Origin of the sequence: Pseudoalteromonas sp. LC2018020214 (genome assembly GCF_016598755.1) — a bacterium.
GTDB classification, from domain to species: Bacteria; Pseudomonadota; Gammaproteobacteria; order Enterobacterales; family Alteromonadaceae; genus Pseudoalteromonas; species Pseudoalteromonas distincta.
This window is the reverse complement of sequence record NZ_CP066805.1, coordinates 322,535-345,975: the sequence shown is the minus strand read 5'-3', so window position 1 is coordinate 345,975 and position 23,441 is coordinate 322,535. Positions and strand designations below refer to the sequence as shown.

Below are 23,441 nucleotides of genomic sequence, written 5' to 3'. Positions count from 1 at the left end.
TAGTATTAATTTTTAAACTGCTTATACAAAAACAAAGAAGATGATAAGTTTGTTGTTAAATCATCTTCCAAGTCACTGCTTTTGTACGCGAGGGAGGAACACATAAACAGTTATGTTAAATAGCGGCTTAAGTGAAACGCGTTGGCTTTGGCGCCAGACGGTGCAAGGAGTGCAAACCGCTATTGTTGTGCCTGTAAAAACATCGGCGCAAAAATAATCCGCTTTTTAATTTCAGTCAACAAAAATTTACATGTTTGATAAAGTTTTATTAGAGGCGGTTTAATTGAGTGCTTTGTAGCGCTAATTCCTTGATGTAAAGAGATGCCATTCATCAACTTAAAAAATTATTGAAGAAGCAGCAAAAAGTAAGATTCGACGGTAATTGATGTTAAAACCGCCGTGATTATATTGTCACTTAACGATTAAAGTCTTGCTTGTTCTATTTGTTTTGCAACATTTAGGTTTATATTTAGCCATGTTGCTTCAAGTGTTGAAACTAAACCGTCATAGCCATCATCATCAATAGGGACCAATTGCGAAAAATTATGAATACTTATAAGACGTCGGCCTGTTTCAGGGTGTGTGTAATATAAACGCCAAAGCCCAGAAATATCAGCGTTACCTCGCATATCGCCATTAAAGTGGTGAATTTCGTATTCAAGCTCATAAAACGTTTGTTGATCAAGTTCAGTAATGACCGGTAAGCCTTTTATTACCATCCAGTTGGGCATAGCATTAAAAAGTGTTTGCTGGGCTGTTGCAGTAAGCATTACATCCGGCGATTCGCCCCATAGGTTGTAATTTGCAGCATGAATTTGGTTGCTATCTATTTTCATAGCAATGCCTAAATTATTTAAAGCGCCTCTAAGTACAACAGTTTGTATTCTTAGTTGCGCATCTGTATCTGCAACGTTTCGAGACGATGCACCTATAGGCTGCTCAAACTGGTAATACTGTGTCGCAGTTTGTATTGATGAACTACAACCTGCCAATAGTAATAATAAACTTGCAGTTAAAAATAACGATTTCATTATTGCTTCCTTGGTTTTGGATCTGCTGGTAATGATTTATCAAAAATTAGCATATTAGGTTGCTCGTTTAATCCGCGAGTTAGAGGCTGTAGGCCCTCACTTAAACGTTTAAACTCTTTTAATGTTTGCTGTATTTGATGATGAAGTTCAGAACCGGCTTGGTAACTGGCCATGGTTTTATCAAATTGGCGCATAGTGACTTCAAACTGCTCCATGCTTTTTGTCATCTTTTCGAAATTACGGTTAAAATCGCCAGGTAAGTTTTGTGTATCTTTTTGGCTTAGCAGCTCTCGCATTTCATTAGCAAGCGCTCGGTAATCGGTAAATGTAGCTTGCATTTGTGCCAAGCTATCTTCAACTTTTAAGTTATTTACCTTATTAAGTACGTCAGAAACTTGATCTGCTAATACAGTTATACCGCTAGAAATACTCGGAAAAACATCATACTGCACAAGTTTACCTAGGTGCGCTTCTGGCGCGTCGGGGTATATATCAAAATCTACATACACAGCACCCGTTAATAAATTACCAGGCTTTAACGAGGCGCGCATACCACTTTCAATCCAGCCCTTTAAACTGCCTTGCCAATACTCTTTTGCTGAAGCACTGTCATGATACAAGCGTCCGTATTCTACTTTTATAAGCACTGGAACCGCCGTATTATGGTTTCTAAAGTGGGCAGGTTTACCGTCAATAATTACATTGGCAGGGGTTTCAACAACAGTACCTACACGCATACCTCTGTATTCGACAGGTGCACCTGTGCGTAGTCCTCGAACTGATTGTTCAAATTCGATTAGGTAGTAATCAAAATCATAAAAGCGCTCTTCTAACGCCTCTTTATAGCTTTGGCTTAATGAAAAGCTGTGCCCATCTTGTGCTATTTCACCCGGGGCCTGTTGTTCAGGTAAACCAACCGAAATACCGCCTTTTAATAGTTTACTCAAAGAGCCCGTATTAATATTGATGCCATCGGCAGATAGGTCAATTTCAATTCCTGCGTTCACCCAAAAAATAGAGTTCATGGTGATCAGATTTTGATAGGGGGCTTTAATAAATACGCCGTACTTCATTGCTTGGTTTTCCCAATCAAAAGTGGCGGTTTCTATTTGCCCTATTTTATAATTTTTGAAGAATATACCGGTGCTTACATCAAGTACTTCAGCGTTGTAACTCATTAATTTAAAACGACCACCTTTCACATCTTTACCAATGAGGGCGGGTTCATCTTGTAACTTAAAACGCTCTTTTAGCTCTTTACTTTCACCGGGTGAAAACTCTAAATATACACCAGACAATAACGTACTCATCCCGCTAATACCTGTTTCATCAATGCGTGGTTTCACGACCCAAATTTTAGCATCGTCAGTCAGTAGCTCGTTGTAATTTTTATCTATTTGCGCGCGAGCAATTACGCTGTCTTGCGTGTCGGATAGCCTAACATGATCAATTTGGCCTATTTTTACACTGCGCACTTTTATTTCAGTCTTACCTGCAATAATACCTTCTGCTTGTGGCATTTCGATAAAAATAGTAGGGCCTTTATTAGCTTGGTATTGGTATAACATCCACATGCCCACTAACAGCGCAATTGCCGGAATGATCCAGATAGCGGAAATTTTCGGTTCTTTTGTTATTTCAGCGGTTTCGGTCATGCTTTGTTCTCTGATTTTTTGTTTTTAGGGGAATCCCACAATAAGCGTGGGTCAAAGGCATGGGCAGCCATCATTTGGCATATTACCATAACTGTAAAAAATACAATGCCTAATCCTGGCGTTACTGACATTAAATTACCCAGTTGAACTAAGGCCACTAAAATAGCAACCACGAATACATCTATCATCGACCATTTACCAATAAACTCGGTCAGTTGATAAATTCGGGTGTAACTTTTTGTATGTTTATTGGCAGGCCTTGTAACCATAAAGCATAAAAAGCTCAATACAAATGCCTTAGCAAGCGGTACAACCACACTGGCTAAAAATATAATAGCGGCAATAGGGTAGGAGCCACTGTTCCAAAGAGTAATAACACCACCAATTAAAGTTGAAGGGGATTCATCCCCAAGGCTAGTGGTGTGCATAATAGGTAAAACATTAGCTGGAATATAACAAACAACAGAAGTAATTAGCCAAGCTGCTGCTTTTTGTACGCTATAAGGGTTTCTTACGTGTGTTTTTGTATGGCAACGCTGGCAAATATTACCGGTACATAGTTGATGGCACACATGGCAGGCTTTAATATTTTCATCTATTGCACGTTTAGCATGCTCTGCGCCTTCGAGTACTTTTACAGGCTTTATTTGAGCCCATAAGCGTGGGCGATTTAAGTGAACAAGCGCAGCTATGTATAAAATAACAAACCCCACATAAGCCCAAAAACTCGTGCCGAAGCTAATATCAGCCAGCGACATGATTTTTACCATACTAACAAGTACGCCAATTAAAAATATTTCCGACATAATCCAAGGCTCTAACGCCAAAGTGAACTTTAGTAGTCGCCTTGCAATGCTCTCTGGTAATGCTTTTAAAAGCCCAAGATGCAAAGGAATTAAAATAAGAAGCAAACCCATGGGCAGGGCAATAATGCTCAAATCAATAAATAAGCCAAGTAGCTCACTATCATAATTAAACAAAATTCGAGCCGCGTCGGGCAGTGTAATAGTTTGAGTTATACCGCTACTACTAAATGAAATAAAAGGGTAAAACATACTGCTGAGCAGCATTAATAGTGCGCTAAAGCTTAGTGCAACTATGCGACTGTCGTGATTAACATCGGCTTCGCAAAGTTTATGGTGACAATGTGGGCATATCGCCATTTGTTTTGCGATTATGCGAGGTATATCTATGATCAGATCACAACAGGGGCAGACAGTTTGCAATTTAATACCAAGCAAGAAGAATATTTCTTCAATTTTGCTATATTTAATACATTAATACAACGCGTTCTGCTATCAAGCTGCTCGTTATATAAAGGAAGCGTGTGAAATATTATTTGTACTGCATATTAATGTGGCTCTTTATTTGTTCGCAAAATGCTGTGGCTATTAATAAAGAACGAGAAGTAATTATCGCCGCGAGCGCATCAATTCCGCCCTATGTTTTTGCAAAAACAGACTCGGGTATACACCTAGGTTTAATCAAAGCCGCGTTAAAGGCTAATGGATTTGCCAATATTAATGTGCAATATATGTCGAATAAACGCGCTGAGCATCAATTGCATAATAAAGGAGTAGATATACTTTTAAATTATGCAGGAAGAAGTAGTGCTGGTATTTACCCAAGTGAACCGGTACTTAGTTATGAAAATGTAGCCATTACACTCAAGCGAAATAAATATAATATTGATGAAATAGAAGGCATGTTTAATAAAAACGTTCTTGCTTTTCAAAATGCAATTGCATATCTGCCTTCTATATTTAAAAGTAATGTTAAAAACTTTAGCTCATATCAAGAGGTTATTAATCAAAAGGCGCAGGTAGATAAGCTGTTAAAAGGTTGGGTGGATGTAATTGTGTTAGATAAGCGTATTTTTTACTATTACTACAATCAACATAAATCACCCGAAGCTGTGCAAATTTACACTTTATTTCCAAAAGCAGAGCGACCTGCTTATTTTAATAACCTCTCTTTAGCTACTGAGTTTGATATAGGTTTGGCGCTCATCAAGCAAAACGGTACTTATAAAAGAATTGTTGATGAAGGCCAAACCCATTCATCAATCAAATAATGCCACTGTTTGACGTGTAAGCGCTATTAGCTCACCGGATTGTGACCATATACAGCCATCCTCTAAACCATAGCCATCTTTTGAATGATGAGTGATTGCTTCAAAGCCAAGCCATTCGCCAGGTGATAAGTTTGGCTCTTGTACAAACTCTAAATACCACGACATGCTACTAGCTGGAGCGGGTTGTTTAAACATTTGTAATAACGTAGGTGGCCATGCATCTGTTAATGCAATCACATGCGCTTCAGTTATTTGTTCGGGCGTATGCTTAAAGCGCATCCAGCCCCCTAAGTGAGAAGTTTCTGCGCTGCTAAATGGCATGGCACCTTGTTGAGGGCATAAATCAACATGTTGAAAAAATTCAGGCATCTGGCCTTTAATAAAAGGTAGAGTATGGCGCTCGTCTACCGGTTTTAACCCTAAAGACTTTGAAACAGGCACATTTACACCCGACTCTCTACTTTTAGCAAAACACGCTTGTACAATTACACACACTTGTTCATTTTGAATCGCTTTGGCGAGTACCTGTGTGCTGCTTTTACCTTGTCGTAATATTTCTACCGATAACGAAAAAGGAGTATCAGCTAGTAATGGCCCTACAAAATTTGTACTGAGTGAGAGTAGGCGACGATCATTGGATACTTTTCCTCTGATAGCTTGATACAACAGTGCGGCTGAGAGACCACCAAAAGCAGTTCTGCCTTGGCACCAGTTTTCTGGAAATTGCATTGTGCTAGTTAATTGTTCGGTATTGTCTGAACTTCCAATTTTTGCAGCTTGGAGAAGTAATTGTTCAAAATGCATGAAGATGTCCTTTTATAGTGCGATTTAATAAATTTATAACACAACCAAACTAGTCAGACCAGTAATTAAAAACGTCTCTGGCGGTGCAAAAATCACCATTCCTTACAATTATTAGGGTTATTTTGTAAATAAATCACAAAAAATGGATTTTTTTTCATTTTTACAGTTGAAATAAGTTTGGCGCATCCCTATTTACTATGTCATCGAACGTATTAACGAATATTGAAGTTGGAGAAGTTTCATGGGTAAAATTATTGGAATCGATTTAGGTACTACAAACTCTTGTGTTGCAGTACTTGATGGTGGCAAAGCACGTGTTATTGAAAACGCGGAAGGCGATCGCACAACCCCGTCTATTATTGCTTACACGCAAGACGGCGAAACATTAGTAGGTCAATCTGCTAAGCGTCAAGCGGTTACTAACCCGACAAACACATTATTTGCAATCAAGCGTTTAATTGGTCGTCGTTTTGAAGACGAAGAAGTACAACGCGATATCGGCATCATGCCGTTTAAAATCATCAAAGCTGATAACGGCGATGCATGGGTAGAAGCGGGTGGCGAAAAACGCGCTGCACCACAAATTTCTGCTGAAGTACTGAAAAAAATGAAGAAAACGGCAGAGGACTTCTTAGGTGAAGAAGTAACTGAAGCTGTAATCACAGTACCCGCATACTTTAACGATTCACAACGTCAAGCAACGAAAGATGCTGGTCGTATTGCGGGTCTTGAAGTTAAACGTATTATCAATGAGCCAACTGCTGCGGCACTTGCTTACGGTATGGATAAAAACCGTGGCGAAAATATCGTTGCAGTATATGACTTAGGTGGCGGTACTTTTGATTTATCAATCATTGAAATTGATGAAGTTGAAGGCGAGCACACTTTTGAAGTACTTGCTACAAACGGTGATACTCACTTAGGTGGTGAAGATTTCGATAACCGTGTAATCAACTACCTAGTAGCTGAATTCAAGAAAGATCAAGGTTTAGACTTAAAAACTGATCCTCTTGCAATGCAACGTGTTAAAGAAGCTGCTGAAAAAGCAAAAATTGAACTGTCATCTGCACAATCAACTGAAGTAAACCTTCCGTATGTAACTGCTGATGCATCTGGTCCTAAGCACATGAACGTGAAACTAACACGTGCTAAGCTTGAATCACTAGTTGAAGATTTAGTAACTAAGTCTCTAGAGCCACTTAAACGTGCACTTGCTGATGCTGATTTATCAGTAAGCGACATCAACGATATTATTCTTGTTGGTGGCCAAACACGTATGCCTTTAGTACAAAAAACAGTTGCTGATTTCTTCGGTAAAGAACCACGTAAAGACGTAAACCCTGATGAAGCAGTTGCAGTAGGCGCAGCGATTCAAGGTGGTGTACTTGCTGGTGACGTTAAAGATGTACTATTACTAGACGTTTCTCCATTATCTCTAGGTATTGAGACAATGGGCTCAGTAATGACTGCATTAATTGAGAAAAACACGACGATTCCTACTAAGAAATCGCAAACATTCTCAACAGCTGAAGATAACCAATCTGCTGTAACAATTCACGTGTTACAAGGTGAGCGTAAACGTTCAAGCGACAATAAATCTTTAGGTCAATTTAACCTAGAAGGTATTCGCCCAGCACAACGTGGTACACCGCAAATCGAAGTAACATTCGATGTTGATGCCGATGGTATCTTACATGTATCTGCAAAAGATAAAGATACAGGTAAAGAGCAAAAAATCACAATTCAAGCATCTTCAGGCTTAAGCGATGAAGAAGTTGAAAAAATGGTTCGTGATGCAGAAGCACATGCTGAAGACGATAAAAAGTTTGAAGAACTTGTAGCTGCTCGTAACCAAGCTGATGCTCTAGTACACGGTACTCGTAAGCAAATTGAAGAAGCTGGCGATGCATTACCAAGCGAAGACAAAGAAGCGATTGAAGCGGCTGTTGTAGATTTAGAAGCTGCTATTAAGAGCGACAACAAAGAAGAGATTGAAGCTAAAACTCAAGCTCTTGCTGAAAAGTCTCAAAAACTAATGGAAATTGCACAAGCGAAAGCACAGCAAGGTTCAGCAGATGCAGGCGAGCAACAGCAATCAGCTAAGCAAGACGACGACGTTGTTGATGCAGAGTTCGAAGAAGTGAAAGACGACAAGTAATTGTTGCTAACGCTTCTCGCTAGCCAAAAACACTTAACTCAATCGAGTGTTTAGGTTAGGATGAACAATTGAGGCGCGCGAGCAATAGCTTGTCGCGCCTTTTGCATGTATTTAAGGTTTAAAAATTCAATGATAAATCGATGCGATTTATCGGTTTATCCAGCAGCTCACGCTGCAAACAGAAAAGAGTAGTGTGATAGATATGTCAAAACGCGATTATTACGAAGCCCTCGGCGTAAGCAAAGATGCGAGTGAGCGAGACATAAAAAAAGCGTATAAACGCTTAGCGATGAAATATCATCCAGATCGTACCGCAGGCGATAAAGAGCTTGAAACTAAATTTAAAGAAGTTAAAGAAGCTTACGAGATTTTAACCGATCCTCAAAAACGCCAAATGTATGACCAACATGGTCACGCGGCATTTGAGCAAGGCGGTGGCGGTGGTCATGGCGGCTTTGGTGGCGGTCATGGCGATTTTGGTGATGTATTTGGTGACGTATTTGGCGATATTTTTGGTGGCGGCGGTGGTCGACGTCAATCTCGTCAACAACGTGGTTCTGACTTACGTTACAACATGGACTTGAGCTTAGAAGAAGCGGTTCGTGGTAAAGAAGTTGAAATTAAAGTGCCAACATGGGTGGGTTGTGAGCCGTGTGATGGCAGTGGTGCTAAAGCAGGTTCTAAGCCTAAAACATGTACTACATGTCATGGTGCTGGCCAAGTACAAATGCGCCAAGGTTTCTTTGCTGTTCAGCAAACGTGTCCAACGTGTCAGGGACAAGGTCAGATTATTTCAGACCCTTGTAACAAATGTCATGGTCAGGGCCGCGTAGAAAAAACTAAAACGCTTTCAGTTAAAATTCCAGCTGGCGTTGATACTGGAGACCGTATCCGCTTAACTGGTGAAGGTGAAGCCGGAATGCACGGCGCGCCATCTGGCGACTTGTACGTGCAAGTATCTGTTCGCGAACATGAAATATTTGTACGTGAAGCAAATAATTTATACTGTGAAGTACCAATTAGCTTTACAACAGCAGGTCTTGGTGGCGAAATTCAGGTGCCTACACTTGATGGTCGTGCAAAACTTAAAATACCTTCTGAAACGCAAACGGGCAAAATGTTCCGTATGCGTGGCAAAGGCGTTAAGTCTGTTCGAAGTGGTGCCCAAGGCGATCTAATTTGTAAGGTAGTAATCGAAACGCCGGTTAATTTAAACGAGCGTCAACGTGAACTACTGCAAGAGTTAGATGAAAGTATGGGTACAGATAGCTCGAAAAATCGTCCTAAAGAGCAAGGCTTTTTTGACGGTGTTAAAAAGTTTTTTGATGATTTAACCAAGTAAATTTAAATTATTATTAATAATAATGAAACGGCGCTTTTTAGCGTCGTTTTTTTTGCTTTAAATTTTATTTTTGTTACTGTTAAAAAAAACACGATTAAATAGTATGACCCCAGCAATCGAATTACTTAAAAAACAAAAAATCCCCTTTGAAGTACTCAGTTACGAACACGATGCAGGTAATAGTCAATATGGGCTTGAAGCTGTTGAAAAGTTAAATTTAGATAGCGCCCAAGTATATAAAACCCTCGTTCTGGAAACGCATGAAAGGCAGCTAATTGTTGCTGTTACTCCTGTGTCGCAACAAGTTAACTTAAAACAGTTAGCAAAATTATGTGGTGCCAAAAAAGTAGCCATGGCTGCCCCGCAAAAAGTTCAAGCTAGCACTGGTTATATTTTAGGTGGAGTAAGTCCACTTGGGCAAAAAAAACGCTTAGCTACGTTTATTCATAGTAGTGCTTCACTTTTTGATACTATTTATGTGAGCGCCGGAAAGCGAGGTTTAGAAATCGCACTCTCCCCAACTAATTTAGCGGCGTTAACTAACGCTAAGTTTGGCGATTTATAGCCTTTATTTTTAAAATTACTCTCCATAAAGGCAATTAACTCAAGTTAAGCAATTTGCTCAATACCTTATTTGTAACTACATTGAGAGTATCTTTATACCGTTAATATTTAATACCAAACGGTATTACACATTTTGTATACGGCTGTTTGTATGAACCTTTTAGATGTAGATTATTTTGCAATACTGGTGGCTGCACTGTCTTCTTTTATGCTTGGCGGCATATGGTACTCAAAAGCACTCTTTAAAAACGCTTGGCTAGAAAGTATTGGCTTAACTGACCTTGATTTGCAATCAGCCAATCCCAAGTTGATATTTGGCGGCAGCTTCTTTTTAGTATTTATAGCGGCTTTAATGTTGTCTCTATTTTTAGGTAAAGACGCAAGTTTAGCTGAGTGTGTAGGAACAGGCTTTGTGATCGGCTTTTTTTGGATCAGTAGTTCACTAGGGTTAAGTTATATATTTGAGCAACGCCCTTTAAAGCTATTTTTAATTAACGGGAGTTACTGTATTTTACAGTTTTCGTTAATGGGGCTTATTTTAGGTATTTGGCCGTAAGGGTTGAGTAGCCGTTAATGCCCGGTTTGATTCTTACCTGAGAGTAGAGTAGGTTTATATAATCGTATTTACATGATTTGGTAGCAGTATTAATGAAAATATTAGTTGTTGATGATATGCCGCTCATGCGTCATGTTTTAATTAATATGCTAAGAAAGTTGGAGTATTGCAATATCGTTGAAGCTACAGATGGATTACAAGCTTTGGCTTTATTGCGTGACCAACATTTCGATTTGGTTATTACAGATCTTCATATGCCAAAAATGGATGGTGTTGATTTACTCACAAACATTCGAAAAGACAGAGCCCTTGCCGATATTCCCGTGTTGATGGTTACCTGTGAGGATAGTACAGATAAAGTTAAGCAAGTTATTGCAGCTAAAGTATCGGGGTTTATAATCAAACCTTTTAATATGAATGTACTATCATCTCAATTAAACCGCTTCTTTTTCAAAGATTAGGTTATATTTTTCATCATCATTAAATTATTATGAGCTCACTTTAATAATCATACCGCGTAAAAATTTACAACCCAGTGGTCACCTTTATCTACCTAATACCAATAAGCAATAATACCTAATCATTTTGCGAGGCTAAATGTGTCGCTCCCTGTGTTAAAAAATTCACATTTAGAACAGTTAAATAGCGAATTTTCGCCTAGCTATCAACACGTTTTTCTACCCTCTAAATAGATCACTTAATTAAACGAATTGCTATAAACTGGTATCATAAAGAATAATTTTTTATATAGTACAGCAGGACTTAATGGCAAAACCTAATAAAAAAGGCCCAACTAAAACGGTCGATATTTTTTGCTCTGCTTGTAAAGCTTCCTTATTTAAATACCGAAAAGGAGGCAAAGGAGCATTAGTTAAGTGTTTTAAAGAGCGTATTAGTCAAGACTTTACACAAGAGCCCTGTATTTGTCCTAACTGCAGTCGGCCTTTTGCCCGAGAAGCGATTATTCGTGGTGCGCCTGCCTATAAAATAATTGGTGGCAAAGTAACGTTTAAATAATTCAGATACAGTAAAATTTCTTCATACGGACATATGGCCTTGTTAGAATTTATCATATTGATAGAATCGCTCGGTTTGCTGTTTCAATGAATGAAAAAATACCCTCCCCATGGATCGGGCCAGTTTATTGGGTTATTTAAAAATGGATAAAGGATAGTTTCGTGATAGCACTCTTATTTGACATCATAGGTATGACAGGTACTTTTTTAGTAGTTGGTTCATTTTTCTTACTGCAGCTAGGAAAAACGTCCCCATCTAGCCTAACGTATAATATGATGAATTTAACAGGGGCGATTTTGTTGTTAATTAGCCTTTGCTATAACTTTAATTTAGCGAGCTTTGTGATAGAAATATTTTGGATAGCGGCTTCATTAATTGGTTTATACAAATACCTAAAAAACAGATCAGCTTTAGCTACAAATTAATAACGTATTAATTTTGTTCTAAACCTTAAACACTGCAAGCACACCTGTTTGCGGTGTTTTTTGTTTTTAGGACTAGATTTAATTAACAAGTATAATTAAATTCATTTGTTAACAAAAAGTTTATATCCCTGCCTCATATAAGTCGTTACACTAGCGACCTTAAATTTTTAGGCTATTTCTCGGGTAGGCCATGTTTACGTTTTCTAAAAAAATAATTACAGTATGTATATTATTAGTATTAATTTTGGTTGTTACATTTTGGGTAGGCCGCGCTCACGATATTGAAAAAGCAACAGCTCAAGCGCAGCGTCAGGTTACTCAATTAAATAATTACATTGATACTGAACTCGCTCGTTTTTCGGCTATTCCCCAGCTACTTACTTATAATCAGTTAATGATTGAATTTGCAAACGGCGACCAAGCCCATTACAACGCTATAAATAACTACTTAGCTGATATACAACAAGCCAGTGGTGCATCAGATATATTTGTACTTAATGCCCAAGGCGCAGTAACGGCAAGTAGTAACTGGCAAGCCGATTACACATTTTTAGGCAGTAACTTTGCCTTTAGACCTTACTTTAAGCGTGCATTTGCAGGTGAAAAAGTGGCCTACTTTGCACTAGGTATGCGCTCAAAAGAGCGTGGTATTTATTTTTCGCAGGCTGTTTATCACGACAACAAAGCGGTTGGTGTTGTTGTATTAAAAGTGAATGTAAGCAAATTTGAAAACGACAGAGAGCTTTTAAATACATCTAAAGGTAGCCATTTTTATTTAGAGCTTAGTGATAATGTAATTGCGATGTCTGATATGCAAACATGGCGTTTAAATAGCTTCAGCGAGTTTGATATAACAAAGCGACGTAATATAAAGTTACGCCGCGCTTATTTAGATCATCAACCTGTATATATTAAGCAATTTCAATATAAGAGCCAGGGTATTTCGCATTTCAAAATTAATAAAAACCTTTATGTGAGTGCGACAAAACCACTGCGTTACTTTAGTGCACATATGAACGTACTTGTTGATATTACAAAAGTAAATTCAGCTCAATTAATACGCTTGTTTTGGGCATTTAGTATTTATGCTTTAGTTATGATTGTTGGTTATAGCTTACTTGCTCGTTTTGCGGGTTATAAAAAGCTCGTTTACTCTAGGCATAGTCTTGAGCAAAAAGTGATTGAGCGCACACAAGAGCTTGAGAAAACGCAAGTTGCATTAGTTCAATCAGCAAAACTTGCAACAATTGGGCAGTTAAGCGCAGGTATTAATCACGAAATAAACCAGCCCCTTAGCGCTATGAATACATACCTAGCAAGCGCCAAACGTTTACTCGCTAAGCAAAATTACACCGCACTTGGCGAAAGCATAACGGTAATTGAGGGGCTTGTAGGTCGCGTACACAAAATAGTGGGGCAGCTAAAACATTTTAGCAAACCATCACAAACTCAATTAAGGCCTTATCCGTTAGCTGGTTTATTAAATAACGCCTTGATGATTGCCAGCTCACAACTAAAGCAAGATAACGTACACGTAGAGCAGCCTAATTTAGATAGTGGGTTAATAGTGTGGGTTGATTCACTTAAATTTGAGCAAGTGTTGGTTAACTTAATAACTAACGCGAGCCAAGCTATGAATGGTGCAATAATACGTAAATTAAGTTTTAATGTTGAGTGCTTTGATAACCGAGTAAAACTCTCAATTTTAGATACAGGGCCTGGAATAGAGCAACATGCTTTTGGTAATATTTTCGAACCTTTTTATAGTACTAAAGAGAGTAACGGCTTAGGCCTTGGGTTATCTATTTCAAAACAAATCATTGACTCGTTTAATGGCTCTTTAAGTGCGCACAATCGACTGCAAGGCGGGGCTGAGTTTATAATCAGTCTATCAAGCACGCAGGATAAAACCGATGATTGAAAACTCACCGTGTAAGCACATCATTGTAGTTGATGATGAAGCGATGATCAGAGATTCATTAAAACAATTACTTACTCTCGAAGGCTATACAGTTGAGTGCTTTAATGATGCAAGTACGGCTCTATCAAAGCTTAATCGACGTTTTATGGGCGTTGTACTGAGTGACATAAATATGCCTGCAATGGATGGGCTAACTTTGCTTGAGCAAGTCACGGCATTTGATAGTGAACTGCCGGTTATATTTTTAACAGGGTACGCCGATGTAACTATTGCTGTTAAAGCTATGCAATTAGGCGCGTATGACTTATTTGAAAAACCAGTAAACGAAACATTGCTTGATTGCATAGCAAGAGCATGCGACAAGCGTAGCTTAGTGATTCAAAATCGTGCACTAAAACTTGCTGTACAAAAAACCTCAGCGCCGGGTGTAAGAATCCTGGGTGATACTCCTAAAATGCAAGATATGATGCATTTACTCAATACGGTTATTGATACCCCAGCTGATGTAATGATTGAAGGTGAAACTGGCACGGGTAAAGAGCTTGTAGCGCGTTACTTACACGATCAAAGTATTCGCTCAGCAAGTAATTTTGTGGCTATAAATTGCGGCGCGGTGCCTGAGCAGTTGATAGAAAGTGAGTTATTTGGTGCTGCAAGTGGTGCCTATACCGGAGCAACTCACACTCGTAAGGGAAAGTTTGAATTTGCACAAGGTGGTACAGTTTTTTTAGATGAAATAGAAAGCACCCCAATGTCGTTGCAGGTTAAATTATTACGCGTATTAGAGGAGCGAAAAGTAACTCCAGTAGGTGATAATAAAGCAATTGAATTAGATATAAGAATTGTTGCAGCCACTAAAGTAGATTTGCTTTTATTAGTTGAAAAAGGTGAATTTAGAGCAGATTTATATTATCGACTAAGTTTGGTAAAAGTCGATATACCGCCTCTTAGAGCTCGAAAAGCAGATATAGTATTACTGTTTAAGCACTTTAGCTCTATTGCAGCAACACGCTATCACAAGCCGCCAGCACCTCTTAATAGCGAAATACAACAGCGACTCTTAGCGTACGACTGGCCTGGTAATGTAAGGGAGCTTAGAAACCAAGCTGAGCGCGCGGTTTTATTAGGAGTAGAACTTGCTTTTAGTGTTAGCAAAACGCAGGCTAAAGGTGAGCTTTCTCCCGATTTAAGCCTATCTGAAAAAGTTGCTTTTTATGAGCAGTCGTTAATAGAAGAAGCCCTAGAGCGTAACCATGGCAGTATTAAAAATACGATGGATACACTGCAAATCGCTCGTAAAACCCTTTACGATAAAATGAGTAAATACAATTTAAACCGCGATATGTTTATTGACTAAATTGTGTGGTTTATGTGACAACTTCGTTTTTATGGTGTGTGGGAAACCGCACATTTATTCTCTTTTTTATACGCAACACCCATTAACTATCTGAAATATAGAAGTATTTTACCATTGGCAGTAAAGTTGCCTTATTAGGTCTGACAACAAGTAGATTCTAATAATTAGGACACATAATGATAAAGTTTACACACTCTACTATTTTACTCACCTCAATAAGTAGCTTTGCTTTTTACTCGTACACGGCTTGCGCTACTGAATATGATGTTTATGGTAAAGCCGAAGTGCAAATTGCTAATACAGATACGGGTATTATGCGTTACGCAGAAGAAGGCACGCAGATTGAAGCGCCATTTTCGCGTATAGGCATTCAAGGGCAACACAAATTAAATGAATATTTAAACGTTGTTTTTAAATACGAAGTGCAAGTAAAAGGTTTTGAGCAAGATGACACCGAAGAGCCATTTAGTGCAAGGAATACATACCTTGGTTTAAAAGGTCAATTTGGCGAGCTTGTAGTGGGAAGAAATGATACTCGCTTTAAATACTCTGAAGGCAAAGTTGATAACTTTAATGAAACCCAAGGTGACATAGCTCAAGTTATTGCAGGACAAGATAGACTTGGTGATACGCTAACATACACTTCTAATTATTGGCATAATACGCAATTTTCGTTTACTTATGCTCCAAAAGACGACAACAAAGATAACGAAGCTGGATTTGCAGCAACCTTTATTTATGGTGATCGTAGCTTAAAAAACACCTCATATTACTTATCATTAAGCCATGTTGATTCTCTTAATAATATTAATGCGAGCCGAATAGCAGCAGCCTATAAATTTGAACAATTACAGCTTGGTGCACTATACCAGCATTCTGAATCAACAGATGGTATAAAATCAGGTAACGGTTATGTGTTAAGTGCAAGCTATACGCTTGATAAATGGGTACCTAAATTACAGTTTGCTAAAGATGACTCTTTACTTCGTCAAACTTCTGAGGCAACACAATGGACTACGGGCCTTGACTATGTATTTGATAAGCAAACAACTGCTTACCTTTTATACACCGACCTTAATTTAGAAGAACAAGACGACAGCAGTGTTGCGCTTGGTCTTAAATACAAATTTTAGAGGCCTGCCATGACAGATAATATACTCACGCAAAAACCAGATAAGAAAAGAAATTTCCAATGGCTTTTTTTGATACTAGGCCCTGTAGTAATGCTAATGACATGTTTACTCGATCCACCAACGGGTATGTCTGTAGCGGCATTTAAAACCGCAGGTTTAGCATTTTGGATGGCATCGTGGTGGGTGAGCGAAGTAGTACCAATTCCAGCAACTGCTTTGCTCCCTCTGGTAATTTCCCCCCTGGCTGATATAGCAGCAATTAAAAGCGTGGCTGCCCCGTATGCGCACCCGCTAATATTTTTATTTTTAGGTGGTTTTTTAATTTCTATTGCTATGGAGCGTTGGGGGTTACATAAACGTATTGCGCTAAGCACCATGTTATATGCGGGTAAAAAGCCAAGCTTGCAAATTTTAGCAATGATGCTGGTAACCGCATTTTTGTCGATGTGGATGTCTAATACCGCAACAGCTGTAATGATGCTGCCTATTGCGCTTTCAATTACTAATTTAGTTAAGCAGTCAGACCCGAGTAATGAAGGTTTTGGTAAGGCTTTACTGTTATCAATCGCTTATGGTGCAAGTATTGGTGGTATTGCTACCTTAATCGGTACTCCGCCTAATGCTTTAATGGCTGCTTACTTGTCAGATAGTTACCAAATAGAAATTGGCTTTGCGCAATGGATGATTGTAGGCGTACCTCTGTCTTTAGGTATGCTAATTATTAGCTGGGTTTGGCTTACTAAATTTGCGTATAAAGTAGATGCTAATGTTAAAAACGATCAAAAAATTGATACAAAAGCGGTGTTTTCAACACAGTTAAAAAACCTAGGTATAATGCAGCGCGCCGAAAAAGGCGTGTTATTTGTGTTTGTTTTAGCAGCACTGTGTTGGATATTTAGACCTTTATTAGGTGACATAACAGGTCTTAATATTTCAGATACTACTATTGCAATTGCAGCGGCATTGCTGTTGTTTGTAATGCCAGCGAATAAAGGCAAAGATGAGCGTATCCTTGATTGGGAAAGCGCAGCTAAAGTGCCGTGGGGCGTTTTATTATTATTTGGTGGCGGGCTTACACTTGCATCTCAAATTAAGTCATCAGGGCTTGCTGAATTTATTGCTCACCTAATTGAAGGCGCTAGCACTATTCCACTTGTTATGAGTGTACTTGTTGTTGTGGCATTAATTACGTTTTTAACTGAGATCACAAGCAATACAGCAACTGCAGCTGGCTTTCTTCCTTTGTTAGGGCCCGTTGCAGAGTCTATAACAGGCTCACCATTGGTTTGGGTTATTCCTGCAGCTATAGCGTGTAGTTGTGCGTTTATGATGCCGGTAGCGACACCACCAAACGCTATTGTGTTTGGCTCAGGGCAAATTCAAATGCGCGACATGATAAGAGCCGGCTTTGTGCTAAACATTGTGGCTATTGTATTAATTACGCTGGTTACAATGACGATTGCAGCCCAAGTATTTGGTTTTTAAAGCTGTACTAAATTAGTTCCAACCAACCTATGTCAGAGTAGTTTTGTTTATACTTACAATTTTAAACAAAGCTACTCTTTATGCTTATATATATTACTTAAAAAGCTCTTTTTTAGATAATTAGTGTTATTGCTCGAAAAACAGAACAAGGTTATAGTCGTTAATAACTTTAAAAATTGAGTAACCTATTTTGAGCACTGAGACATCACAGGCAATGCCTTTAATTCCCCAGTTTGATGAATTGCAAAAAAGCTTTCTCGAAACGCCTTACTTGCCAATTGATAAACGTCTCGTTTTATTGAAAAAACTCCGTGTACGTATTGTTGAACTTGAGCAAGAGCTAGTAGATGCTGCTTCAAAAGACTTTGGTTACAGAACCGCTTTCGATACTTTACTTGGCGATATATTGCCTACAGTGCAAACACTCGCGCACATTATTAAAAAACTGCCAAAATGGGCAAAGCCAAGTAATCGCACTGTGGGTTTAAGCTTGTGGCCTTCAAAAGTAAGTGTTAATTATCAGCCCAAAGGTGTGGTAGGTATTATTGCACCGTGGAATTACCCCATTCAGTTAGCGTTAGTACCTGTGCTTACCGCCATAGCTGCCGGTAATAGAGTGATGCTTAAATTAAGCGAATTCACACCTCATACAAACGCCGTTATCGAAAAAATCTTTAAAGATGATCTGCAAGCTCATTGTAAAATAATACTAGGGGCGAGTGATGTTGCAGCACAGTTTTCATCACTGCCATTTGCTCATTTATTATTTACGGGTTCTACGAACGTAGGTAAATTAGTAATGGCGTCAGCGAGTCGTAACTTAACGCCGGTAACGCTTGAACTCGGTGGTAAATCGCCAGTTATTATTACGCAAAATGCCGATATTAAAAAAGCGGCACAAGCCTTACTGTTTGGCAAAATGGCCAACGCAGGGCAAATATGCGTTGCACCCGACTACGTATTTGTACCCAAAGAGCTTGAGCATCAGCTTATTCAGCAATTATGCGAGTTGTATAAAAAGCATTTTAAAGACGGTGTTGAAGGTAAAAACTTAACTTCTATCATTAGCGATGCGCATTATAAACGTTTGGCAACCTACTTAGAGCAAGCCCAAGAACTGGGTGCAAACATTATTAAGCCACTTGAGCAAAACCAGCAAGACGAAGAAAAGCACCGTATGGGGCTGCATTTAGTAACTCAAGTAACTGACGAAATGCAGCTTATGCAAGATGAGTTATTTGGTCCAATACTACCAATAATGAGTTATGAAAAGCTCGACAGCGCAATTGACTATATTAAAGCTCATCACCACCCATTAGCGCTTTATATTTTAGGCCAAGATAAGCACGCTCAAGAATACATTATGAAGCAAACAATCAGTGGCACTGTGGCAATAAACGACACCTTAGTGCAAGTAACTGCTGATGATGCTCCCTTTGGTGGTGTAGGGCATTCAGGAATGGGGCATTATCATGGTATAGAAGGGTTTTTAACGTTTAGCCATGCTAAAAATACGTTAGTATCGGGCTCGTTTAATCCTCGCATTGTTATGCTACTAAAACAAAGCAAACTTATTATTAAGCTTCTAAAGTGGCTTTACATAAAATAATAGGGTGCTGATTTGGTAAAGTTGAATAAGTGTTAACTTGCTAATCAAGATATATTAAAAAGGCTGAATTACATTATGTAATTCAGCCTTTTTTAGATTAGTTTAAAGCTACGGTCTTAAACTCTAAAATAAGACTTTAAAATAAGCGACCTTCGCCAGCATAGGTACCCACTTGTATTTTTGCATAAATGGCATCGGCTTTTTCTTTAGCTTCTTCAATTTCTTTAGGCAGCATTTTACGCTCATCAAGTTTACGGCTATGACTCGCTTGCATATTACCGTTGTACTCAGCGATAGTATTCCAAATATATGACTTTTCTAAATCTTTTGGCATACCTAGTCCTTCAAAATACATGAGGGCTAAATTAAATTGCGCTAAAGAGTAATTGTTTGCAGCTGCTTTTTCGTACCAGTTACGTGCCGCTTCATAGTCTCGTGTAACACCCACGCCATTAGCGTACATTACGCCCAAATTAAATTGAGCCGCAGGTAAATTCTTCTTAGCTGCTTTTTCAAATAAGGTAATTGCCATTTGATGATCAAGTTTAACGCCTTTACCTTCGTCGTATAAAACAGCTAGAGCAAACATCGAATCAGCATGGTTCTTTTTAACGCCTTGTTGATAAAGTGCAGCTGCTTTGCGGTAATCGCGTGTTACACCGTATCCACCTTCGTATAATTTGGCTAGTTCGTAAATTCCTGGCGCAAAACCTTTGTCTGCTAGGTATTGGAATTCTTTTAGGGCGACTGCAAATTCACCTTCGTTAGCTGCTCTTATGCCATCTTCTAATGTTGCATGAGCGAAAGGGCTGGCAAGTAAAACGCCAGCAAGAATGAGTGCTTTTAAATTAAACTGTGACATATTAATGTCTCCAATTAGTAATAGTTTCGATAGATTTTAGGGCCAGTACATTTTTTAGGTTAAACACCCACTGCTATTTAGGCTCGCGCTTGAGGCGGTTTGTTCTTTGCTGCTCGGTTTTTTAATGAGCTTACTAAGTTACAAACTTCGCGCGGCGATTAAATAACGCCTAGATAGAACAAATTTTAATCCTAAAAGGTCAACAGGCCATAGTTAAATGCTAATTTATTAAATTTTTGCACTATTTGCACATTATAAACGTTTAATACCCAATACATTTATGTAAAGACTAAATCGGTTACTATAAATAGATGCAAAAAAGGGTGTCTACTGTTATGTTTTACGCCAGCTTTAGTGTAAACGCAAGGCGGTACCTTATAAGATCGTGCGTATAAAATGTAAATAACACCGCGGTGGACTTTCAAGGTAAGTAAATGAGTTTAAGAAGTGTAAGATACAGATTTTATAGAAAATTTAAAGATATAAAAAAAGCCCGTTAGGGCTTTTTTGAGTCATATTAACCGTCACTAATATGAGTAATGTAGCAAGTAAATGTGATATTTGGTGTTATTACTTGGGTCGAGTAAGTAATACCACGAAGCGGCACGTTCTTCTTTTAATGTGTCAGCATCCTTGCTGAATATCCTTCCATAGGCACTGAGGTCGGTACACTTTGTTTCTGATAATGATTATTAGTTAGATTAGCGCGCAAGTCAATGCTTAAATGATAATTATTATCAAATAAGATTTTCATGATTATAAAATTTAAAATAAGGAAAGTGATGCTTAATAATCTTAAAGCTAAAAAAGTGATAAATGCATGCTTTGCTATCAGCATGGTATTTTTGTGTAGCTGTTCAGCCTCATTCACTTATAACAACTTGAGCTGGCTTTCGTCATTTTGGGTAGATGATTATATTGATTTAAATAAAACACAAAATAAGCAGCTCAAACAGATTATTAACACGACCCAAGCGTGGCATAGAAGTACGCAGCTACCAGCCTACAAACAAGACATTCAAAATATTAAGGCACTTTTTAACAACACACTAAGCATTGATCAGTTAAAAGAGCAGGTGGTTTTTGCTAAAAAGCATTGGCAAAACCTACTTGAATACGCGCACATGCCTTTAGCTGAGCTTGGGGCAACCTTATCAAGTGAGCAAAGAGAAGAACTTTTAAACAATATTCAAATAAAAATTAACGACGAACGTGAAGAGTTTAACGAACAAACCCCGCTTGAGCGAAAAAGTGAGCGTTTGGAAGAGCAATTTGAATACTACGAGCAGTGGATAGGCAAACTTAATAAACAACAAAAAGCGCTGATTAAATCAACTAATGAGCAACATCAAGACTCAGGAGCGCTGTGGTTAGAGTACAAGCAAACCCGTTTGAATGCGGCCAAACAGGTATTTACAAATGCTGAAATTACAAAAAAAGAATTTATAAATCAGTTGAGTACAGTTATTAAAGAGCGCGAACTATATATGAGCGACGCACTATTGAAAACCAATGAAGCAAACTTAGATTTATATATAAATTTACTCTACGAATTAAACTCAACCTTAAATGATAAACAACGCCAAAGCGTTAATGATCAATTTGATGAGTTAATTGAGACCTTAAACGATATAATAGAAAACTAAATTGTGCGTGAATTATTAAGTTTTAAATTAGCTGTTTAGGCTGATTTGTTTTTAAACGCAAAAATGCTTTTTAAAGGGCAATATATGGTTACAGATTTGAAAAGTATCTTAAACACTTGGTATCCCAACAGGGACAACCAAGAATGGGTTTTAGCTACTTTGTACAAAATTGAAGGCTCTAGCTACAGAAAGCTAGGTGCTATGATGCTTATTTCGAGCTTAGGCGAGCGCTTAGGGATGCTTTCGGGTGGCTGTTTAGAAGCTGACATACAGCGCCATGCTAAACAAGTAATGAGTACTTTAAGCAGTAAAACCATTAGTTATGATGCCACCGATGAAGACGATTTAACATTTCAACTTGGCATTGGTTGTGGAGGTATAGTACATATTTTACTGCAGCCTATTCATAAGGCTAATGACTATTTACAGTTAGAGCTTGTATCTAAAGCACTTAATGAGAATAAACCAGGGCGGTATCTTCAACAAGTAAGCCCCATTCTGCCAGCCGGTAGTGGTGTATTTACGCAAAATGATGAGTTGCATGGTTTATCAATGAACCGCAAAGCGCAGTTGGTAGAATTACAAGGCGCTACGTGTTTGCAAACCTCTATTTATCCACCGCCCCATCTATTAATAGTAGGGGGTGGCGCAGATGCAGTTCCGGTTTATACATTTGCCAAACAACTTGGTTGGAGTGTAACGGTATGGGATACACGCGCGGCTAATGCAAAAAGACAATATTTTAAAAATGCAGATGCTATTTTGCGCATCACACCGAGTGAGTTAAAAGAATATTGCATAACCCATAAAGTTGATGCGGCTATTTTAATGGCTCACAGCGTTGAACTTGACGCCAGTACATTGGCTCAATTTAAAGATGTTCCGTTTAAATATATAGGGCTATTGGGTCCTAAGCACAGACGTAAACAAGTTTTAGAGCACGCAAATACGCGTGTTTCACAAATTAAGTCTCCTGTTTTTGGGCCTGTCGGTTTAAATTTAGGGGGCGACTCGCCAGAGAGTATTGCACTATCGCTGATCAGCGAAATACATGCAGTGCTGTGTGATAAAGATGCCCAATCACTAAGTCATTGGGGGCAAGAGCCGTGCTAATTGCAAAAGTTGTTTTAGCCGCAGGGCAATCATCTCGCTTTAACGGCTGTAAATTAACAGCTGATATTGGCTTTGGCAAAACAATGATTGAGCATGCTGTAAATACACTGCAAGCACTTGATGACACGCCGGTGTATGTAGTTACCGGGGCATGGCATAAAGAAGTAGTACAAGCACTGGCAGGTTATAAAAACATAGAGCTGATTGAGAACAAGCAATGGAGCCAAGGCTTAGGTAATTCAATCGCGATAGCTTCTCAAACAGTGTTTAAAAATAAGTCCTTTGATGGGATTTTATTTATGCTCGCGGATCAGGTTGAGCTAAAAGTAGCGCACTTAAGTGAGCTAGTTACTGGTTTTAAACGTAACCCATCGCGCTGGTGCGCAAACTATGGCGAGCGTTTAGGTGTACCCGCTATATTCCCAGCGGTTGATTTATCTCAGCTTGCAAGCTTAACTTCAGATAGAGGTGCGCAGCAATTACTGCGTTCCAACAGTGAGGTCGTCAATACAATTAGTTTAAGTAGTGCGAGTGTAGATATAGATACTCAAAAGCAGCTAAGTAATTTTATAGCTAAAAATGAGTGAAAAAGTATTAGTAGGGCAAAATAAGTTTTAGCTGCGCTAACGCTTTAGTGCAGTGGTTATGGTATTTAGCTGTTAATGTAGCTGATGCGGTAACTATATGTG

The 23,441-nt window shown here is 38.7% G+C and carries 21 protein-coding genes; 16 read left to right on the top strand and 5 right to left on the bottom strand.

Going from position 1 to position 23,441, the window contains the following annotated elements; all coding sequences use genetic code 11:
- Positions 1 to 422 precede the first annotated feature (422 nt).
- The 3 genes from JG479_RS17970 to JG479_RS17960 are packed head-to-tail and all read right to left on the bottom strand — an operon-like array spanning position 423 to position 3,849.
- Positions 423 to 1,031, bottom strand: coding sequence for a PqiC family protein (locus tag JG479_RS17970; protein WP_200220643.1), 609 nt, complete (start codon positions 1,029 to 1,031; stop codon positions 423 to 425).
- Positions 1,031 to 2,686, bottom strand: coding sequence for an intermembrane transport protein PqiB (pqiB, locus tag JG479_RS17965; RefSeq protein ID WP_002959056.1), 1,656 nt, complete (start codon positions 2,684 to 2,686; stop codon positions 1,031 to 1,033). Before pqiB ends, JG479_RS17970 begins: the two co-directional genes overlap by 1 nt.
- Complete coding sequence (locus JG479_RS17960) at positions 2,683 to 3,849, bottom strand: paraquat-inducible protein A (protein ID WP_231619691.1); 1,167 nt, start codon at positions 3,847 to 3,849, stop codon at positions 2,683 to 2,685. Before JG479_RS17960 ends, pqiB begins: the two co-directional genes overlap by 4 nt.
- Before the next feature lie 164 nt (positions 3,850 to 4,013).
- Between JG479_RS17960 and JG479_RS17955 the strand changes: the two genes are divergently transcribed.
- Positions 4,014 to 4,760: a substrate-binding periplasmic protein gene (locus tag JG479_RS17955; RefSeq protein ID WP_200220642.1), complete on the top strand. Its 747-nt coding sequence runs from the start codon at positions 4,014 to 4,016 to the stop codon at positions 4,758 to 4,760.
- Here JG479_RS17955 and JG479_RS17950 read toward each other — a convergent pair.
- On the bottom strand, positions 4,749 to 5,564 hold the full coding sequence (locus JG479_RS17950) for a thioesterase family protein (protein ID WP_024595563.1): 816 nt from the start codon (positions 5,562 to 5,564) through the stop codon (positions 4,749 to 4,751). The genes JG479_RS17955 and JG479_RS17950 overlap by 12 nt on opposite strands.
- Positions 5,565 to 5,805: 241 nt before the next feature.
- Between JG479_RS17950 and dnaK the strand changes: the two genes are divergently transcribed.
- From dnaK to JG479_RS17895, 12 genes are all read left to right on the top strand, one after another.
- Complete coding sequence (dnaK, locus tag JG479_RS17945) at positions 5,806 to 7,722, top strand: molecular chaperone DnaK (protein WP_002959064.1); 1,917 nt, start codon at positions 5,806 to 5,808, stop codon at positions 7,720 to 7,722.
- A gap of 202 nt (positions 7,723 to 7,924) precedes the next feature.
- Positions 7,925 to 9,064: a molecular chaperone DnaJ gene (gene dnaJ, locus JG479_RS17940; RefSeq protein WP_002959065.1), complete on the top strand. Its 1,140-nt coding sequence runs from the start codon at positions 7,925 to 7,927 to the stop codon at positions 9,062 to 9,064.
- 103 nt (positions 9,065 to 9,167) lie between these two features.
- Entirely contained in the window at positions 9,168 to 9,629 is a 462-nt protein-coding gene (ybaK, locus tag JG479_RS17935; RefSeq protein ID WP_200220641.1) for a Cys-tRNA(Pro) deacylase, read from the top strand.
- Between the two features lie 150 nt (positions 9,630 to 9,779).
- On the top strand, positions 9,780 to 10,184 hold the full coding sequence (locus JG479_RS17930; RefSeq protein ID WP_138490397.1) for a DUF1761 domain-containing protein: 405 nt from the start codon (positions 9,780 to 9,782) through the stop codon (positions 10,182 to 10,184).
- Positions 10,185 to 10,276: 92 nt separating this feature from the next.
- Positions 10,277 to 10,645 (top strand): response regulator, encoded by a 369-nt coding sequence (locus tag JG479_RS17925; protein WP_024595560.1) that lies wholly within the window; start codon positions 10,277 to 10,279, stop codon positions 10,643 to 10,645.
- Between the two features lie 304 nt (positions 10,646 to 10,949).
- Entirely contained in the window at positions 10,950 to 11,201 is a 252-nt protein-coding gene (locus tag JG479_RS17920) for a hypothetical protein (protein ID WP_024595559.1), read from the top strand.
- Positions 11,202 to 11,362: 161 nt separating this feature from the next.
- Entirely contained in the window at positions 11,363 to 11,626 is a 264-nt protein-coding gene (locus tag JG479_RS20160) for a CBU_0592 family membrane protein (protein ID WP_024595558.1), read from the top strand.
- Between the two features lie 190 nt (positions 11,627 to 11,816).
- A complete protein-coding gene (locus JG479_RS17915) occupies positions 11,817 to 13,547 on the top strand; it encodes an ATP-binding protein (RefSeq protein ID WP_039488491.1) in 1,731 nt (576 codons plus the stop codon).
- Positions 13,540 to 14,904 carry a sigma-54-dependent transcriptional regulator gene (locus JG479_RS17910; protein ID WP_200220640.1) on the top strand — a complete coding sequence of 455 codons (1,365 nt, stop codon included), beginning with the start codon at positions 13,540 to 13,542 and terminating at the stop codon, positions 14,902 to 14,904. Before JG479_RS17915 ends, JG479_RS17910 begins: the two co-directional genes overlap by 8 nt.
- 176 nt (positions 14,905 to 15,080) lie before the next feature.
- Positions 15,081 to 16,037 (top strand): porin, encoded by a 957-nt coding sequence (locus JG479_RS17905; protein WP_138490398.1) that lies wholly within the window; start codon positions 15,081 to 15,083, stop codon positions 16,035 to 16,037.
- A gap of 9 nt (positions 16,038 to 16,046) precedes the next feature.
- Positions 16,047 to 17,522, top strand: coding sequence for an SLC13 family permease (locus tag JG479_RS17900; protein ID WP_149603626.1), 1,476 nt, complete (start codon positions 16,047 to 16,049; stop codon positions 17,520 to 17,522).
- Positions 17,523 to 17,736: 214 nt separating this feature from the next.
- Positions 17,737 to 19,131 (top strand): coniferyl aldehyde dehydrogenase, encoded by a 1,395-nt coding sequence (locus JG479_RS17895; RefSeq protein ID WP_442793223.1) that lies wholly within the window; start codon positions 17,737 to 17,739, stop codon positions 19,129 to 19,131.
- A gap of 136 nt (positions 19,132 to 19,267) precedes the next feature.
- Here the strand turns inward: JG479_RS17895 and JG479_RS17890 are convergent, their stop codons facing one another.
- Positions 19,268 to 19,993, bottom strand: a complete 726-nt coding sequence (locus JG479_RS17890; RefSeq protein WP_149603627.1) for a tetratricopeptide repeat protein — start codon at positions 19,991 to 19,993, stop codon at positions 19,268 to 19,270.
- Between the two features lie 782 nt (positions 19,994 to 20,775).
- Here JG479_RS17890 and JG479_RS17885 point away from each other — a divergent pair.
- The 3 genes from JG479_RS17885 (at position 20,776) to JG479_RS17875 (ending at position 23,339) form a co-directional block, all read left to right on the top strand.
- Positions 20,776 to 21,639 carry a DUF6279 family lipoprotein gene (locus tag JG479_RS17885; protein ID WP_039488498.1) on the top strand — a complete coding sequence of 288 codons (864 nt, stop codon included), beginning with the start codon at positions 20,776 to 20,778 and terminating at the stop codon, positions 21,637 to 21,639.
- Between the two features lie 84 nt (positions 21,640 to 21,723).
- On the top strand, positions 21,724 to 22,752 hold the full coding sequence (locus JG479_RS17880; protein WP_200220638.1) for an XdhC family protein: 1,029 nt from the start codon (positions 21,724 to 21,726) through the stop codon (positions 22,750 to 22,752).
- Positions 22,746 to 23,339, top strand: coding sequence for a nucleotidyltransferase family protein (locus JG479_RS17875; protein WP_200220637.1), 594 nt, complete (start codon positions 22,746 to 22,748; stop codon positions 23,337 to 23,339). Before JG479_RS17880 ends, JG479_RS17875 begins: the two co-directional genes overlap by 7 nt.
- Positions 23,340 to 23,441 lie beyond the last annotated feature (102 nt).

Bases quoted from the DNA above. Each gene is read 5' to 3' on its own strand.
- JG479_RS17895 (WP_442793223.1), top strand. From the start codon at position 17,737: ATGCCTTTAATTCCCCAGTTTGATGAATTGCAAAAAAGCTTTCTCGAA.
- ybaK (WP_200220641.1), top strand. From the start codon at position 9,168: ATGACCCCAGCAATCGAATTACTTAAAAAACAAAAAATCCCCTTTGAA.
- JG479_RS17900 (WP_149603626.1), top strand. From the start codon at position 16,047: ATGACAGATAATATACTCACGCAAAAACCAGATAAGAAAAGAAATTTC.
- JG479_RS17890 (WP_149603627.1), bottom strand. From the start codon at position 19,993: ATGTCACAGTTTAATTTAAAAGCACTCATTCTTGCTGGCGTTTTACTT.
- JG479_RS17960 (WP_231619691.1), bottom strand. From the start codon at position 3,849: ATGGCGATATGCCCACATTGTCACCATAAACTTTGCGAAGCCGATGTT.
- dnaJ (WP_002959065.1), top strand. From the start codon at position 7,925: ATGTCAAAACGCGATTATTACGAAGCCCTCGGCGTAAGCAAAGATGCG.
- JG479_RS17950 (WP_024595563.1), bottom strand. From the start codon at position 5,564: ATGCATTTTGAACAATTACTTCTCCAAGCTGCAAAAATTGGAAGTTCA.
- JG479_RS17910 (WP_200220640.1), top strand. From the start codon at position 13,540: ATGATTGAAAACTCACCGTGTAAGCACATCATTGTAGTTGATGATGAA.
- JG479_RS17915 (WP_039488491.1), top strand. From the start codon at position 11,817: ATGTTTACGTTTTCTAAAAAAATAATTACAGTATGTATATTATTAGTA.
- JG479_RS17885 (WP_039488498.1), top strand. From the start codon at position 20,776: ATGCTTAATAATCTTAAAGCTAAAAAAGTGATAAATGCATGCTTTGCT.
- JG479_RS17920 (WP_024595559.1), top strand. From the start codon at position 10,950: ATGGCAAAACCTAATAAAAAAGGCCCAACTAAAACGGTCGATATTTTT.
- JG479_RS17880 (WP_200220638.1), top strand. From the start codon at position 21,724: ATGGTTACAGATTTGAAAAGTATCTTAAACACTTGGTATCCCAACAGG.
- JG479_RS17905 (WP_138490398.1), top strand. From the start codon at position 15,081: ATGATAAAGTTTACACACTCTACTATTTTACTCACCTCAATAAGTAGC.
- JG479_RS17970 (WP_200220643.1), bottom strand. From the start codon at position 1,031: ATGAAATCGTTATTTTTAACTGCAAGTTTATTATTACTATTGGCAGGT.
- dnaK (WP_002959064.1), top strand. From the start codon at position 5,806: ATGGGTAAAATTATTGGAATCGATTTAGGTACTACAAACTCTTGTGTT.
- JG479_RS17930 (WP_138490397.1), top strand. From the start codon at position 9,780: ATGAACCTTTTAGATGTAGATTATTTTGCAATACTGGTGGCTGCACTG.
- pqiB (WP_002959056.1), bottom strand. From the start codon at position 2,686: ATGACCGAAACCGCTGAAATAACAAAAGAACCGAAAATTTCCGCTATC.
- JG479_RS17925 (WP_024595560.1), top strand. From the start codon at position 10,277: ATGAAAATATTAGTTGTTGATGATATGCCGCTCATGCGTCATGTTTTA.